We start from the raw sequence: 15,216 nt of genomic DNA, 5'->3' as shown, positions 1-15,216 counted from the left end.
GTCGCCGTTCGTCCGTGCGGCCTGGTCGAGAACCTGGGACGCCCAGAAGATCAAGTCGGCTCCGGCGGTTTCCGCGGCTTTTTCCCAGCTCCGGCGGCGCTCCGGGGTGATCTGCATTTTCAGGACCAGCGCTGGTTCGTCCTCGGCGCCCGCGGCGGAGCGGCGGCGGCGCAGGTGCGTCCTGAGGCGGTGTACCGGCCACTTTTCCAGCTCGGTCCGGTCGAGCCAGGAATCCTGCTCGTCGTCGTCCAGTGACGCGACCTCCGCGTGGTGCTGCATGGAGGGCGTCGCGCCGGCGGGACGGCGGAAAGCGCCGGGCGATCCAGGCGTAGTTCCTCAGGGTCTTGTACGACAGCCCCGTCCGTTCGACGCCGCGCTGGTAGCGATCCGGGTAGGAGTCCTGGCCGTAGACGAGCCAGTCGCCGAGCCACCACGCGGACGCGTCCGCGATGACGGCGATCTGCCTGCCGACGTCCACCCATGCGTCCATGGGCATGGCGGCAGGGAGCATCAGCCCGGTCCGCCGCGTCATCGCCCGCTTGTCCAGCGAGAGCCGCGTGCCCCCACTCGCGACCTGTGCCATTTCGCCTCCTTCTCGACATTCAAGTCTCCGCGTCGGCGCGGCCGGGCGTCCAACACTTGATCATCATCAGATCCATCTCGAAATAAGATCGATCGATGGACCTGCAGCAGCTCCGGTACGTCATCGCCGTGGCGGAGACCCGCAACTTCACCCGCGCCGCCGAGCACTGCTTCGTCGTGCAGTCGGCACTGAGCCATCAGGTCGCGAACCTGGAGCGCGAGCTCGGCGTGAAGCTGTTCGCCCGCACCAGCCGCCGCGTCGAGATCACCGCCGCCGGTGAGGCATTCCTCCCCCCGGCCCGGCAGGCGCTCGAAGCGGCGGAGCGTGCCGCCACCGACGCCGCCGCCGCGGCGGGCCTGGTGCGCGGCCGGCTCGCGGTGGGCGTCATCCCCGCCGTCGCGGCCATCGACATGCCCGCCGCGCTGCGGCACTTCCGCGAGCGGCATCCCGGGGTGCGGATCAGCCTCCGCGTGGACCGCAGCGACGACCTCGCGGCGCAGGTCGCGGCCGGGGACCTCGAAGTCGCCGTGCTCGGGCTGCCGGAGGGCGACCGGCCCCGGGGCGTGCGCTTCCGGGAACTGGCCCGCGACCGGCTGGTCGCCGTCGTGCCGCCCGCCCATGACCTGGCCCGGGAAGCTCAGGTCAGCCTCCGGCAGCTCGCCCGCGAGACCTTCGTCGACTTCCCCGTCCGGACGCCCGGCCGGGCCCAGAGCGACCGCGCCTTCGCGGCGGAGAACCTGGCGCGCGACGTCGCGTTCGAAGCCATGGCGCTGGACCTGCAGATCCAGATCGTGCGCCACGGCCTGGCGATCGCGCTACTGCCCTCGGCCGTCACCGGTGACTACCCGGACCTGGCGACGATCCCGGTCGACAACGGGCCCCTCCGGGTCGAGTTCCTGGCCTGGAGCGAGTTCAACCCCAGCCCGGCGACCCAGGCGTTCCTCTCGTCGCTGGACGAGATCGCGTAGCAAGAGGCGGCCTCGGCCCTGCGGGCGGGCGCGGCTACCTCAGGTGGAGTACGTGGTGTCACCTCAGCCGGACGACGCCGGACGGAGAACCGGTCTGCACGCTGGGGGCATGGTCACGCCCAAAGCACTCACCGCCTTCACGCGACCGCGTCACTGCGATGTCTGAGGGCCGGACCCTGGCCGTCTTCCACGCCCATCCCGACGACGAGGCGCTGCTGACCGCCGGGACCATGGCACGTGCCGCCGGGCAGGGGCACCGGGTGGTGCTGGTGGTCGCCACCGATGGGGAACTGGGCCAGACCCGTGTCCCCCTGACGCCGGACACGCCGCTCGGACTCGTCCGGCGGGACGAGGTGCGCCAGGCGGCGCGGCTGCTCGGCGTGCACCGTCTCGTCCACCTCGGCTACGCCGACAGCGGCGCCGGGCCGGCCGTGCCCGCGGATCCGCCGGGACGTACGCGCTTCGTCCGCGCGCCGCTCGCGGACGCCGCCGCCCGGCTCGCCGACGTCCTGCGCGAGGAAGGGGCCGAGGTCCTCATCACCGACGACGAGGGCGGTGGATACGGCCACCGGGATCACCGCCGGGCACACCGGGTGGGGGCCGAAGCGGCCCGCCTGGCCCGAACTCCGCGCGTCCTGGAGGCCACCATGCCGTTCGCCTACTCCTCGCCCCGGCTGATCACCCACCGCGTCGATGTGCGGCGGCACGCCGAGGCGAAGCGGGCCGCGTTGCGCGCTCATGTCAGCCAGTCCTCGCCCACGATGGGCGGGGACCGGGCACTGGTGCGCTGCCTGCGGCTCCCCGCGCCGGTCTTCCGCTGGGTGTTCGGCCACGAATGGTTCATCGGTCCCCCGGCCGCTTCGGCGGCCACCGGGTGTATATGGCCGGGCCGGTCGCGGTGACGACGGTGGCGGCGGTGGTGGTGGTGGCGGTGGCGACGGTGGTGGCGTGCGCGCTGCCCCGCCGAGGCCTCGGCGTACCCCAGCGGAGGTAGAGACGGTTCAGCCCCTCAGCGGATGCCCGTCCCGGTGCCCGTCGCCATGCTGGCCGGGAAACCGAGCGGCGAGGAGGAAACCCGACGATGACGACCGCGGTCACCCGCCCCGACCCGCCGGCGCACAGCGCGGCGCACTCGGTACCCCCGGCCCGGGTCCTTCTTCTCACCGCGGACACCGGCGGCGGTCACCGCGCCAGCACCGAGGCCCTCCGGGAGGAGCTCGCCCACCGGTACGGCGCGCAGGTGACCAGCGTCGCGCTCGACCCGCTGACCGGGCCGGCCGCCCCGCGCCCGGTCGCCGGGATCGCGCGCCTGTACGGCCCGCTGGTCCGGCATGCGCCCTTCGTGTGGGGGCCGCTGTTCCACGGCACGGACATCGGGCCGGTCCGCCGGCTGCTGAGTGCGCTGGTGACCCGGGCCGTCCGGCGGCCGCTCGCCGAGGCCTTCGCGCACCACGACCCCGACGTGGTCGCCGTGCTCCATCCGCTGCTGGTCGCGCCGGCCACCGCCGCACGCCGGGGGCACCACGCCCGGGTGGTCAGCGTCGTCACCGACCTGGGCCGTCCGCACGGCACCTGGTGGCACCCGGACGCGGATCACCTCGTCGCGCCGCGGCCGGGCCTCGCCCGGAAAGCGGCCGGCGCCTCCCGTCCCACCGCCGGAGAACATCTCTTCGGGCTGCCGGTGCGACGCCAGTTCACCGACCCCGGCGTCTCCCTGGAGCGTGACCGCGCCCGGCGAAGGCTCGGGCTGGATCCGGGCCGGTTCGTCGTGATGGTGAACGGCGGTGGCGAGGGCTCCCGAGGGACCGGCCGGTGGGCCCGCGCCCTGGTGACCGGTCCGGCGGACGTGGACGTCCTGGTGGTGTGCGGGCGCAACGAGCGGCTCCGCCGGCGGCTCGCCCGGCTGACTCCCCCGGCGGGACGGCGCCTCATCGTGACCGGCTTCGTCGACGACATGGCCGCCCGCATGAGCGCCGCCGACGTCCTGGTCACCAAGGCGGGCCCCGGCATCATCGCCGAGGCCGCCGCCCTCGGGCTCCCCCTGCTGGTCGCCGGGCACCTCCCCGGCCAGGAGGCCGGCAACCGCGAGCACGTCGTCCGGGCCGGCGCCGGCCTCGCCGTCGACTCCACCCGCGACCTGGCCGCCGCCGCCGGCCGCCTGCGCGCCGACCCGGTCCTGCTGCACCGGCTGCGCGAAGGAGCGCGCCGGGCCGGACGCCCGGACGCGGCGGCGCTGACCACCGACCTGATCATGACCCTCGCGAAGGAGGTCCGATGACCCGCACGATCCTCAACCGAACCCTGGCCGGTGTCGGCGCCGCGGCCGCCGTGTCGCTGCTGAGCGAACTCCGGGCGGGGCCGGCCGACCGCCGCCTCACGGACCGCTGGCGGACCGTCCCCGTCCCGCCACGGGACGGGGTCCGGCTCGGGCTCAGCTTCCGGCCGCGCCAGTGCGAGGACCTCGCCCTCGACCCGCGCGAGACGCTCAAGACACTGCTCGACTTCCCGTACGAGGTCGTCCGACTGGCGGCGTACTGGGACCGGATCGCACCGGCTCCCGGCGTCCGTGACCACGAGGAGCTCGACTGGCAGATGGAGGCGGCCGAGCGCGCCGGCAAGAAGATCATCGTCAATCTGGGGGCGGTCAAGTCCTTCGGCTATCCGGAGTACTTCGTCCCGCCGTACCTCCTGGACGCGCCGCTGCCCGAGGGCCGGCTGATCACCCCCGGGACGCACCCGCCCCTGCTGAACGCCGCCACCGCGCACCTCGCCGACCTGGTCGACCGCTACGCCGGGCGGTCCTCGATCATCGCCTGGCAGGTCGAGCACGACGCCGTCGACCCGCTGGGAATGGAGCACTCGTGGCGCCTCTCGCGCGCGTTCGTGGAGCAGGAGGTCGCGGCCGTCCGCCTGGCCGACCCCACGCGCCCCGTCCTGCTGAACGGCTTCCTGCCGATGTCGACGCCCGTGACCGCCCACCAGTGGTGGCGGACGCGTGACCAGGGCGACTCCGTGGACGTCGCCCTGGATCTCGGCGACATCGTCGGGATCGACTCCTACCCCCGGCACGCGCTCGGCGCGGCGGGGTCCTGGAGCCTCTACCTCGACGGCGCCGACGGGCTGCTGCCCCGCGCGCGGCGCCGGCGGGTGCTGCGCCGGGCCACCGGGTCCGGCCGCCGGGTGATGGTCACCGAGGGCCAGGCCGAGCCGTGGGAGGCGGTCACCGTCCCACCGGACCCGGCCGGCCTGAGCGCCGCCAGCTGCCCGCCCGAGCGGGTGATCGCGAACTACGCCCGCTGGCGGGACTGGGCGGCCCGGTCCGGCGTCGACCTGGACACCTACCTGTTCTGGGGAGCCGAGTACTGGGTCCTGCGGCGCGACGGCGGCGATCCGAGCTACCTGGAGGCCTTCGCACGGGCGCTCGGGGCACCGGACGACGACCGCGTCCTGCGGTAATGCCGGTCCAGTCCGAACCCGCGGACCAGCCGGGCCAGGACGGCCACCGTCCGGCGCACCGGCGCCGCGGGAAGGTACGGCGCCCGGACCTCCGCCCGGAAGTCGTCCATGAACAGCAGCAGGTCCAGCGGCCGGGGCAGCCGCCGCGCCCGGCCCCGCTCGTCGGCGGCCAGCCGGGCCGCCACCCGCAGCAGCGCCTCCATCTCCAGCCGGGGGCTGGTCTCCACGACGGCGTGGACTTCGGTGTCCCCGACGGTCGAGAAGTGGTGCGGGAGGCCGGGCGGGACCCGCAGCGACTGGCCCGGGCCCACGACGGCGGACCGAAAGAGACCCACCCGGAAGCGGAGCCTCCCCCGGCGGACGTGGAAGACCTCGGACTGCCGCGGATGGACATGCCCGCTCGGCACGTGCCCGCCCGGAGCCAGCCACAGGTCCCAGACCAGCACGTCCTCGACCTGTCCTTCGACGGCGGGCCGGATCCGGATCCGCTCCCCGCTGGCGGGGTTCACGATCAGCTCGGCGTCGGAACCGGGATGCGGAGTCACTGCAGTCATGCCTTCAGGGTGGAGCGGCGGTCCGGTTCGCGCATCGGCCAGGGGGAGCAACCGGCCCTGCACAAATCGAGTAGCGCACACGTCGAGCACGCCCGGCCCTCGGCGGCCGTCCGGACGGTGACCGCCGCCTCGCCTCCGCCCGAGGAGGACCCGTGACGCGGGTACTGCTCGCCGACGGCCAGCCCCTCGTCCGTGGCGGCTTCGCCGCCATCCTCGGCGCCGCCGGCGACATCGAGATCGCCGGTGAGGCCGGCGACGGACGGGCGGCGCTCGACCAGGTCCGCGCGACCATGCCGGACGTGGTGCTGATGGACGTCCAGCTGCCGGGACTGAACGGTCTGGAAGCGACCCGGGCGCTGGCCGCCGACCCGGCGACCGCGGCCGTGAAGATCGTCATCCTCGCGACGTCCGAGCTGGACGAGTACGTCTTCGAGGCGCTCCGCTCGGGCGCCCGGGGCTTCCTCGACAAGCACTGCAGCCCGGAGGAGCTGATCCACGCGGTGCGGGTCTCGGCCGCCGGCGACGCGGTGCTCTCCCCCGGCGTGACCCGCCGCCTGGTGGCGGAGTACGCCCGCCGCGCCAAACCACCGCAACCCGGCCACCGCTGTCGCGCCGCCCTCACCGACCGGGAACGGGAGGTCGTCACCATGGTCGCCCAGGGCCTGGACAACGACTCGATCGCCCGTCGTCTGTTCCTCAGCGTCGCCACGGTCCGCAGCCACGTCAGCCGCGCGATGACGAAACTGGACGTGCGCAACCGCGCCCAACTGGTGGTCTTCGCCTACGAGACGGGCTTGGTGGCACCGCACTGGCACGACACATGAGCCCGGCTCCGGCCGGCGCCGGGCTACGGCTCGTTCCCGCCGCCGCGCCGCCTGCGGGGGAGGTTCGCGGTGAGGGCACGCAGCCGTTCGGGCAGGGCGACCGCGCCGCCGCTGGATACCGCCACGTAGGTCGTGTGCCCGTCCGCGAGCGCGTGTCCGGCGTCGCCCCGGACGGTGAAGGCCATCGACAGGGAGGTCCGGCCCGCGGCGGACGGCCGTACCTCGATCGCGAGCCGTTCACCGAGGGCCGCGCCGTGGCGGTGCTCGCAGCCGCTCGCGACCACCACCATGTCGATACCGGTCGCGCGAAGCGCCTCGTAGCCGCCGATGTGCGCGTCGAGCCAGGTGAGGAACGCGTCCTCGAAGTATTCGTAGTAGCGGCTGGCGTGCAGCATGCCCTGCGCGTCGCAATGTCGCGGCCGGACCGATGCCGAGAACACCGAAATGGGTACCTGGCCGACCGCCTGCTCCCGCTCCATTCATGAAGGCTCGCAAGTAACCGTTGCTTCTGCTTCCCCCGCGTGGGGGAGTTCGCGGCCGCGCTTTGCATGGCGCGCCTGCCCCGCACGGGTGACCTCCGAGGTCCTCGCGGGTGATGTGCGGCAGCGCGCCCGATTCGACGATGAAAGGCGTCCCGCGGGCCTGAGAGGGAGAACAATGAACGCGCATCGGTGGACCACTCTGCTGGCGACCTGCTGGTCGGTGGTGACGGCCGGGCTGGGGCTGTGGTGGACGCTCCAGCCGTCGGCTTTCCTGCTCGGCGGAGGCGATGCCGACGGTCCCCCGCTCGCCTTCGAGTTCGGGGCCGCCTGGCTACCGGTGATCGGCGGTCTCGGCGCCGCCGTCGCGCTCGGCCTGCGCCACCGGCCGCGGTCGACGCCCCTGCGGCTGCCCCTGCTGGTCCTCGCGGCCGGGCTCACCGGGCTCTGCCTCGCCGCATCGGGACACATGCCGCTGCTCGCCCTCGCCTACGCCCTCGCGTTCGCCGGACCACCGGCCCTGATCGCGGCACTGCTGTCGCGCGCGTTCCGCCTCGGGATCAAGGGCACGTCTGCGATGGTGGGGACGCCGGTGGCCGCCGGGCTGCTCTTCGCCGCCGTCATCGTGGTGATCAAAGGGGCGCACTGGGCGATGTTCGCCGTGGTGGGCAGCCTCATCTGGGCCGCCCTGACGGTGACGTCCTACCGGGTGGGCAACGGTCGCTGCGCCACCTGCGGACGGCCCGGCGCCGCATGGACCAGCCCGGAGTCCGCCGCACGCTGGGGACGCAAGGTCACCATCATGGCGGCACTCATGCCGCTGCCGTACGGGCTCGCCCGCCTGACCTGGTTCACTCCCTGGCCGATCGCCTTCCCCGACGGCGCGGGCTGGGGGATCTGGATCACCGGCGTCCTGCTCGGCTTCGCCTCGGAGGGCGGTGCGATCCTGACCCGCGGCCTCATCCGCCCGTGGGGCGAGGTGTGGCCGAGATGGGTTCCCGCGCTCCACGGCCGCTCCATCCCGGTAGCCGGACCGACCTTCGCGGCGCTCACGGTCTCGGTGATGCTCGTCCTCCTCAGCGTCTTCGTCGCCGTGAGCGCCGCCAAGGGCGAACTCGATCCGCTCGGCGTCGTGGCGTTCGTACCGCTGGCCCTCTGGGGCCCGCTGCTCGCCGGTGCCGCGATGGCGTACTACTACCGGCGGCGGGACGCCTGCACCCGCTGCCCGGAAGAGCCTGTGAACCGACCGGATGCACAACCGTTGCCAATTCGCGCTTGAGCCACACCGGCTGCTGGGTAATGGTCCACACAGCGGCGCCGTCCGGTACTGAAACGGTCGTGTCGCATCGGGGGCGACGGCGGAACCGATTACCGGAGGTGCCCCCCGATGGCGGCCAGGGAAGTGTTCGGCAGCAGGCTCTCCTTCGTCGCCGCGGCGATCGGGATGGCCGTGGGCACCGGGAACCTGTGGCGATTCCCCCGGGTCGCGGCCGAATGGGGCGGGGGCGCTTTCCTCGTGGCCCTCGTCGTGGCCAACCTGATGTGGGCGATCCCGATCCTGATGGCCGAATCGTTCATGGGCTCCAAGAGCAGGCTCGGGACGGTGGGCGCCTTCCGCGACTTCATGGGACGCAGGTTCGCCTGGATGGGCGCCTACATGGGGTTCGTCACCATCGGCATCATGTTCTACTACTCGGTGGTCTGCGGCTGGACGCTGCGCTACGTGGCCTACTCGGCCACCGGGACCTTCGACGACGGGCGCGACACCCAGGCGCTGTGGGACGGCTTCACCTCCACTCCCTGGCAGACGATCCTGTTCCATCTGATCGCCATCGGCCTGGTGGGCTTCATCGTGGCCCGGGGACTCAAACGCGGCTTCGAATGGATCCTCAAATGGGCCATCCCGACCCTGTTCGTGATCCTTGCCGTCCTGGCGGCCCGAGCGCTGACGCTGGACGGAGCGGAGGAGGGGCTGCGGCACCTCTATGTGCCCGAGTGGGGCCGGCTCGGCGACGCCCGGCTCTGGCTTGAGGCGTTCACCCAGATGGCCTTCTCCACCGGCGCCGGGTGGGGCCTCTACCTGACCTACGCGGTCTACATGCGCAAGGGCGAGGACTTCGGCCTCAACGCCGCCGTGGTGTGCGCGGGGAACCTGCTGGCCTCGCTGCTCGGCGGCATCGCGGTCATCGGCGCGCTGTACGCGCTGGGCGAGCCGCGGCAGATCGCCCAGGCCACCGAGGGCAACGAGGGCCTGGCCTTCATCTTCTTCCCGCAGCTCTTCGGCGAGATGCCCGGCGGCGCGGTGTTCGGGGTGCTGTTCTTCCTGGCGCTGGCCCTGGCGGGGCTCTCCAGCCTGATCGCCATGGCCGAGCTCGCCACCCGCAACGTCATGGACGCCGGAATGGGTCGCCGGCGCGCGGTCGGGCTGGTGGTCGCCGTGACCGCGGTCGCCGGCATCCCCTCGGCCCTCAGCCTGGAGTTCTTCGCCAACCAGGACTTCGTGTGGGGGGTCGCGCTGCTGATCAGCGGTCTGCTGGCGGCGATCGCGATGATGAAGTACGGGCTGGAGCGGGCGCGGGCGGCGATGGACGCCGACAGCGACTTCCGCATCCGGGCGTGGTGGCCGTGGCTGATCCGGTTGTTCCCTGCGATGTTCGCCATCGTGATCGGCTGGTGGATCTTCCGGGCGATCGACGAGTTCGCCCCCGACGACTGGTGGAACCCCTTCGTCACGTTCAGCGTCGCCACGCTGCTGCTCCAGTGGACCCTGCTGTTCGTGATCCTGTACGCGCTGAACAACATCTTCGCCGCCCGGATCGGCAGCGGGCCCATGACCGCCCCCGCGCGGACCGCGGACGGCGACGACGCGACTTCTTCCTAGGTCCGATACCTGGGGCCGATACCTGGGTTCGGCAGGTGAGAAAGGAGAGACCGTGGACGCCGAAGTACTGGTGTGGACGATCGTGTTCCTCGGCGGCGACGTGCTGGCGCTGATCCTGCTGCTGCTCTGGGCGGTCAAGAAGGACCGCGAGAAGCGCCCCGCGAACCCGGCGTGAGGTCCGATCAGCGGGTGCAGGCGGGGCGGTCGGCGGGCGGGAGCCACTCGCGGCCGGGACGGTACGGGCGGAAGCCGTCGCGGAGGTGCGCGATGAGGCGCGGCAGGACCGGGTGGCGGTTCCGCGGGTGCCACAGCAGCGACCAGGGGAACACGACGGTCGGGTCGACGATCGGGATCTGGACGATGCCGGGGTTCCACGGGATGCGGACGCGTTCGCCGACGAAGGTGAACAGGTCGCGGGACGCGGCGATCCGGTCCACCTCGTCGTCCCAGCCGAAGGAGGGGCCCGAGGTGTCGATCACGACGCCGAACTCCGCGCTCAGCTCGCGGTAGAAGTCCGCCCACTCGGTCTCGGGCCGCCGGGCGCCCGGGATCCACGCGCTCATCCCCGCGAGGTCGGCCATCGGGACCCGTTCCGCGGCGGCGAGGGGGTGCTCGCGTCCGACGAGGACGTGCATGGGCTCCAGGTAGGCGGGCAGCGCCTGGATCTCGCCGAGGTCCCCGGTGGCGCGGCTGATGAACGCGTCGATCGAGCCGCGCGTGAGGGCGGGCAGCCCGGCGAGGAGTCCGTCGCTGGAGATCACGATGTCGATCTCCACATCGGGCGCCGTCTCGTGGAACCGCCTGATCAGGTCGGCCGACGCCACCCGCGTCCTCATCACGTCCACCCGGAGCGCGCGGTTCCGGTTGCGGACCAGGTCCACCGTGCGGTCGGCGAGGTCGACGAGCGTGCGGGCGTGGACGAGGAAGTACGTGCCGTCGTCGGTGGGTTCGGCGCCGCCGCGGGCGCGGTTCAGGAGCGGCGTGCCGAGGTCGGCCTCCAGCCTGGCGACGCGCTTGGAGACGGCCTGCTGGCTGATGCCGAGCCGGGCGGCGGCGTCGCCGAAGTGGCGGTCGTCGACGACGGCGATGAAGGCGCGCACCGCGCCGAGGTCCAGGTCCATCCAGCTCCTCCTACAACCGCTGCTTGTCGGAGTGCGCGTGTCGATTGTTGGACGGGGGAGTCTACCGGCGGGTCGAATACGTGCGCCGCATGGTTCAGCGACAACCAGGAGGGGTCGTGGACTCGTTCGTCCATCTGCATGTCCATACCGAGTACTCGATGCTCGACGGCGCCGCGAAGGTCGGCCCGCTGATGGACGAGGTCGCGCGGCAGGGCATGCCCGCGGTCGCGATGAGCGACCACGGCAACGTGCACGGCGCCTACGAGTTCTTCCACGCGGCGGGCAAGGCAGGGGTGAAGCCGGTCATCGGCATCGAGGCGTACGTGGCGCCCGCGTCCCGGCACCACCGCAAGCCCGTGTTCTGGAGCGACGACCCGTCCCTGCGCAAGTCGGACGAGACGACCGGCGCGGGCGGCGACGTGTCCGGACGGGGCCTCTACACGCACATGACGATGTGGGCCGCGGACGCGGCGGGCCTGCGGAACCTGTTCCGGCTCCAGTCCCGCGCGTGGCTGGAGGGGCACGTCCAGAAGTATCCGCGCATGGACGACGAACTGCTCGCCGAGCACGGGGCGGGCCTCATCGCGACGACCGGCTGCCCGTCCGGCGAGGTGCAGACGCGGCTGCGGCTCGGCCAGTACGGGGAGGCGGTCGACGCCGCCGCCCGGTACCGCGACATCTTCGGCCCCGGGAACTACTACCTGGAACTGATGGACCACGGCCTCCCGATCGAACGCCGCGTCCGCGAAGACCTGATCAGGCTCGGCAGGGAACTGGACATCCCGCCCCTGGCCACGAACGACTCCCACTACGTCACCGAGAGCCAGGCCGAGGCGCACGACGCACTGCTGTGCATCGGCACCGGCAAGCGGCTCGCGGACGAGAACCGCTTCCGGTTCGGCGGCAGCGGCTACTACATCAAACCGGCGGCGGAGATGCGGGCCATGTGGGACGCGGAGGTGCCCGGCGCCTGCGACAACACGCTCCTGATCGCCGAACGCACCGGCGACTACGGCGAGGTGTTCGCCCACCGCGACCTGATGCCGCGCTTCCCCGTCCCGGACGGCGAGACCGAGGCGTCGTGGCTGCGCGCCGAGACCCTCCGGGGCGCCCGGCACCGCTATGGGGACGAACCGCCACAGGACGTCCTCGACCGGATCGACTACGAACTGTCCGTCATCGGCGACATGGGGTTCCCCGGCTACTTCCTCGTCGTCGCCGACATCTGCCGCCACGCCCGCGAGACCGGCATCGGCCTCGGCCCCGGACGCGGCTCGGCCACCGGATCCATGGTCGCGTACTGCGTCGGCATCACCGAACTGGACCCCATCGAGCACCGGCTGATCTTCGAGCGGTTCCTCAACCCCGAGCGGATCACGATGCCGGACGTCGACCTCGACTTCGACGACCGCCGCCGCGAGGAGATGATCGACTACGTCACCCGCCGGTACGGCACCGACCGCGTGTGCCAGATCGTCACGTTCGGCACCATCAAGGCGAAGGCGGCGGCGAAGGACGCCTGCCGCGTGCTCGGCCTCCCGTACGCGCTCGGCGACCGCATCACCAAGGCGTTCCCGGCGGCCGAGGGCGGCAAGGAGATCCCGCTGTCCGCCATCCACGACGCGTCCCACCGGCGGCACGGCGAGGCCGCCGAACTCCGCCGGATGTACGCGGACGAACCGGACGTCAAACGCGTCCTCGACACGGCCGTCGGCGTCGAGGGCCTCACCCGCGGAACGGGCGTGCACGCCGCCGGAGTGATCCTGTCGTCGGAACCGCTGCTGGACGTGCTGCCCCTCGCCCGCCCGAAGGCCGACGGGCCCGTCGTCACCGGCTTCCCGTTCACGCAGGCCGAGGACATGGGCCTGCTCAAGATGGACTTCCTCGGCCTGCGCAACCTCACGGTCATCCACGACGCCGTCGCGGGCGTCAAGGCGAACCGGGGCATCGACGTGGACGTCCGCACCGCGCCGCTCGACGACCCGAAGACCTACGAGCTGCTCGCACGCGGCGACACGCTCGGCGTCTTCCAGCTCGACAGCGGCGGCATGCGCGTCCTCCTGCGGATGATGCGCCCGACCACCTTCACCGACATCGCCGCCGTGAACGCCCTGTACCGCCCCGGCCCGATGGAGATGGACGCCCACACCAACTACGCGCTGCGCAAGACGGGACGACAGAAGGTCGAACCCATCCACCCGGAACTGAAGGACGCCCTGGAGCCGATCCTGGGCGACACCTTCCACCTGGTCGTCTTCCAGGAACAGGTCATGGCCATCGCCCAGCAGCTCGCCGGCTACTCGCTCGGCGCCGCCGACATGCTGCGCCGCGCCATGGGCAAGAAGAAGAAAGAGGTCCTGGACGCCGAATGGGAACGGTTCTCGTCCGGGATGCGGGAAAGCGGCTTCTCCGACGACGCCGTCAAGGCGGTGTGGGACGTGCTCGTCCCGTTCAGCGGCTACGGCTTCAACAAATCCCACACGGCCGGATACGGGCTTGTCTCCTACTGGACGGCCTACCTCAAGGCGAACTTCCCCGCCGAGTACATGGCCGCCCTCCTCAGCTCGGTCGGGGACGACAAGGACAAGATGGGCGTCTACCTGTCCGACTGCCGCCGCCTCGGCATCCGCGTCCTGCCGCCGGACGTGAACCAGAGCGTGCTCGACTTCGCCGCCGCCGGATACGACGTCCGGTTCGGCCTCGGCGCCGTCCGCAACGTCGGCGCGGGCGTCGTGGACGCGATCGTCCGGACCCGCGAGGGAAAGGGCGCCTACACCTCATTCGACGACTTCCTGGCCAAAGTGCCCGCCCAGGTATGCAACAAGCGGGTACTCGAATCCCTGGCGAAAGCGGGCGCCTACGACGGCCTCGGCCACCACCGCAAGGCCATCGTCGCCGTCCACGAACAGGCCGCCGACGCGGTGGTAGAGGTCAAGCGGCGTGAGGCGCACGGGCAGGACACCCTGTTCGGCGCCACCACGGCACCGGACGGCGGCGGGCTCGCCGTCCCCATCCCAGAGGGTGAATGGGACAAATCAACCCTCCTCGCCTACGAACGCGAAATGCTCGGCCTCTACGTGTCGAGCCACCCGCTCGACGGCGCCGAGGCGATCCTGAGCCGCCACCGCGACCGCACGGTCGCCGAACTGCTCGCCTCCGGCCGGCCGGACGGACGGGTCCGCCTCAGCGGCATCGTCTCCGCCCTCCAGCGCAAGGTCACCAAACAGGGCAGCCCATGGGCGATCGTCACCCTGGAGGACCACGACGCCTCCGTGGAATGCCTCGTCTTCCCGAAGACGTACCTGCTGTACGGCGAGGCCCTGGCCGAAGACCTCGTGGTGACGCTGCAGGGCCGGATCAACGTACGAGACGACACGATCAGCGTCTACGCCGAGGAGGTGACCGTCCTGGACGTGTCCGGCCCGGCCACCGCCGAACCGCCCGTCGTGATCACACTCGCGGAGTCCCGCACCACACCGCACCTCGTCCAAGACCTGAAACAGATCCTCCACGACCACCCCGGCCCAGCCCCGGTACACCTCCTCCTCCGCCGCACCCGGACGAACGTCCTGTTCAACCTGGCCCCCTTCCAGGTCACTCCAACCGCATCCTTCTTCAGCGACATAAAGTCCCTACTGGGCCCAGACTCGATAACCCGCCCGTAAACGGACCGTCCCGCCGGTGCTACTTTCGCTCGGTGTTCTCCCGAGCTGCCCGTCGTCGACTGGCCCGACACCGACGAGGACCCGCCAGACGGCCTGCACTGGAAGACGATGTGCCTCACCCACTGGGCAGCCGGACGCCCGTTCATCTGGCTCGACGATGAGATCACCGACGTCGATCGGCGATGGGTCACGAAACACCATGCGGGAAGGGCGCTCCTGCATCGAATCGACCCGCACACCGGCCTCACCGAGACGGACTTCTCACTGATGCGCCAGTGGCTCACCGAGTAGAAGCCCCGGCGTCCCCCATGTCGTAGACGGTCACGGGGATCCCGGGTTCGGTGAGCCGGCTGACGATCAAGGGTTCGATGCGGTCCCATCGTCCGCCGGCGAGGCCGCAGCCGATGCGGGGCATGTGGACGGTCGCTTCGAGGTCGGCGACCTGCGCGGCCAGGCGGCGGAGACACTGCTCCACCGCCTCGTAGCGGATCGGCGGCCCGGAGCTTCGACCGGGCTTGACGCCGTGCTGGCCGATCATGTTGGCGACCCAGATGTCGGGTCGGACCTGAACGAGCTGCGTCGCACCCAGCCCGAAGTCGTTGGCGGCGCGATCGCGATGCCAGCGCCGGTAGGCCGCTTCGGGCTCGGGCCAGCGCTTGGACAGCGCCAGAACGAACCCCTTGCC

Annotated in this window: 13 protein-coding genes and 2 pseudogenes; 9 read left to right on the top strand and 6 right to left on the bottom strand. The window is 71.9% G+C overall.

Going from position 1 to position 15,216, the window contains the following annotated elements; all coding sequences use genetic code 11:
• Both E1285_RS47815 and E1285_RS47810 read right to left on the bottom strand, forming a co-directional pair.
• A pseudogene (locus E1285_RS47815) lies at positions 1-279 on the bottom strand (hypothetical protein); the annotation flags it as partial.
• A 58-nt stretch (positions 280-337) separates the two neighbouring features.
• Positions 338-490: pseudogene (locus E1285_RS47810) on the bottom strand (hypothetical protein); the annotation flags it as partial.
• Positions 491-678: 188 nt separating this feature from the next.
• On the opposite strand from E1285_RS47810, the gene E1285_RS35945 reads away from it, so the two are divergent.
• From E1285_RS35945 to E1285_RS35930, 4 genes are all read left to right on the top strand, one after another.
• A complete protein-coding gene (locus E1285_RS35945) occupies positions 679-1,551 on the top strand; it encodes a LysR family transcriptional regulator (RefSeq protein WP_132159055.1) in 873 nt (290 codons plus the stop codon).
• 158 nt (positions 1,552-1,709) lie between these two features.
• The gene (locus tag E1285_RS35940) at positions 1,710-2,453 is read left to right on the top strand and encodes a PIG-L deacetylase family protein (RefSeq protein ID WP_132159054.1); all 744 of its coding nucleotides are present in this window, start codon (positions 1,710-1,712) and stop codon (positions 2,451-2,453) included.
• Positions 2,454-2,632: 179 nt separating this feature from the next.
• Positions 2,633-3,829, top strand: a complete 1,197-nt coding sequence (locus E1285_RS35935; RefSeq protein WP_132159053.1) for a glycosyltransferase — start codon at positions 2,633-2,635, stop codon at positions 3,827-3,829.
• Positions 3,826-5,007 carry a hypothetical protein gene (locus E1285_RS35930; protein ID WP_132159052.1) on the top strand — a complete coding sequence of 394 codons (1,182 nt, stop codon included), beginning with the start codon at positions 3,826-3,828 and terminating at the stop codon, positions 5,005-5,007. Before E1285_RS35935 ends, E1285_RS35930 begins: the two co-directional genes overlap by 4 nt.
• Here E1285_RS35930 and E1285_RS35925 read toward each other — a convergent pair.
• On the bottom strand, positions 4,947-5,561 hold the full coding sequence (locus E1285_RS35925) for a cupin domain-containing protein (RefSeq protein ID WP_132159051.1): 615 nt from the start codon (positions 5,559-5,561) through the stop codon (positions 4,947-4,949). The genes E1285_RS35930 and E1285_RS35925 overlap by 61 nt on opposite strands.
• A gap of 152 nt (positions 5,562-5,713) precedes the next feature.
• Here E1285_RS35925 and E1285_RS35920 point away from each other — a divergent pair, with 152 nt between their 5' ends.
• Positions 5,714-6,385: a response regulator transcription factor gene (locus E1285_RS35920; protein WP_132159050.1), complete on the top strand. Its 672-nt coding sequence runs from the start codon at positions 5,714-5,716 to the stop codon at positions 6,383-6,385.
• A gap of 23 nt (positions 6,386-6,408) precedes the next feature.
• Here E1285_RS35920 and E1285_RS35915 read toward each other — a convergent pair whose 3' ends face one another.
• Positions 6,409-6,864, bottom strand: coding sequence for an acyl-CoA thioesterase (locus E1285_RS35915; protein ID WP_132159049.1), 456 nt, complete (start codon positions 6,862-6,864; stop codon positions 6,409-6,411).
• Positions 6,865-7,042: 178 nt separating this feature from the next.
• Between E1285_RS35915 and E1285_RS35910 the strand changes: the two genes are divergently transcribed.
• From E1285_RS35910 to E1285_RS48340, 3 genes are all read left to right on the top strand, one after another.
• Positions 7,043-8,143 carry a hypothetical protein gene (locus E1285_RS35910; protein WP_132159048.1) on the top strand — a complete coding sequence of 367 codons (1,101 nt, stop codon included), beginning with the start codon at positions 7,043-7,045 and terminating at the stop codon, positions 8,141-8,143.
• Positions 8,144-8,251: 108 nt separating this feature from the next.
• Positions 8,252-9,745, top strand: coding sequence for a sodium-dependent transporter (locus tag E1285_RS35905; protein ID WP_132159047.1), 1,494 nt, complete (start codon positions 8,252-8,254; stop codon positions 9,743-9,745).
• Between the two features lie 52 nt (positions 9,746-9,797).
• A complete protein-coding gene (locus tag E1285_RS48340; RefSeq protein WP_279510124.1) occupies positions 9,798-9,920 on the top strand; it encodes a hypothetical protein in 123 nt (40 codons plus the stop codon).
• A gap of 7 nt (positions 9,921-9,927) precedes the next feature.
• On the opposite strand, the gene E1285_RS35900 is transcribed toward E1285_RS48340, so the two are convergent.
• Positions 9,928-10,866: a LysR family transcriptional regulator gene (locus E1285_RS35900; RefSeq protein ID WP_132159046.1), complete on the bottom strand. Its 939-nt coding sequence runs from the start codon at positions 10,864-10,866 to the stop codon at positions 9,928-9,930.
• Positions 10,867-10,955: 89 nt separating this feature from the next.
• Between E1285_RS35900 and dnaE the strand changes: the two genes are divergently transcribed.
• Positions 10,956-14,531, top strand: coding sequence for a DNA polymerase III subunit alpha (dnaE, locus tag E1285_RS35895; RefSeq protein WP_132159045.1), 3,576 nt, complete (start codon positions 10,956-10,958; stop codon positions 14,529-14,531).
• Positions 14,532-14,811: 280 nt separating this feature from the next.
• Here dnaE and E1285_RS47805 read toward each other — a convergent pair.
• Positions 14,812-15,216 (bottom strand): macro domain-containing protein (locus E1285_RS47805; protein WP_132159044.1); only part of this gene is annotated, 405 nt, incomplete at its 5' end.

The organism is Actinomadura sp. 7K507, assembly GCF_004348425.1.
Taxonomy (GTDB): domain Bacteria; phylum Actinomycetota; class Actinomycetes; order Streptosporangiales; family Streptosporangiaceae; genus Spirillospora.
The sequence above is the reverse complement of the archived record's forward strand: the minus strand, read 5'-3'. Positions and strand labels throughout refer to the sequence as shown.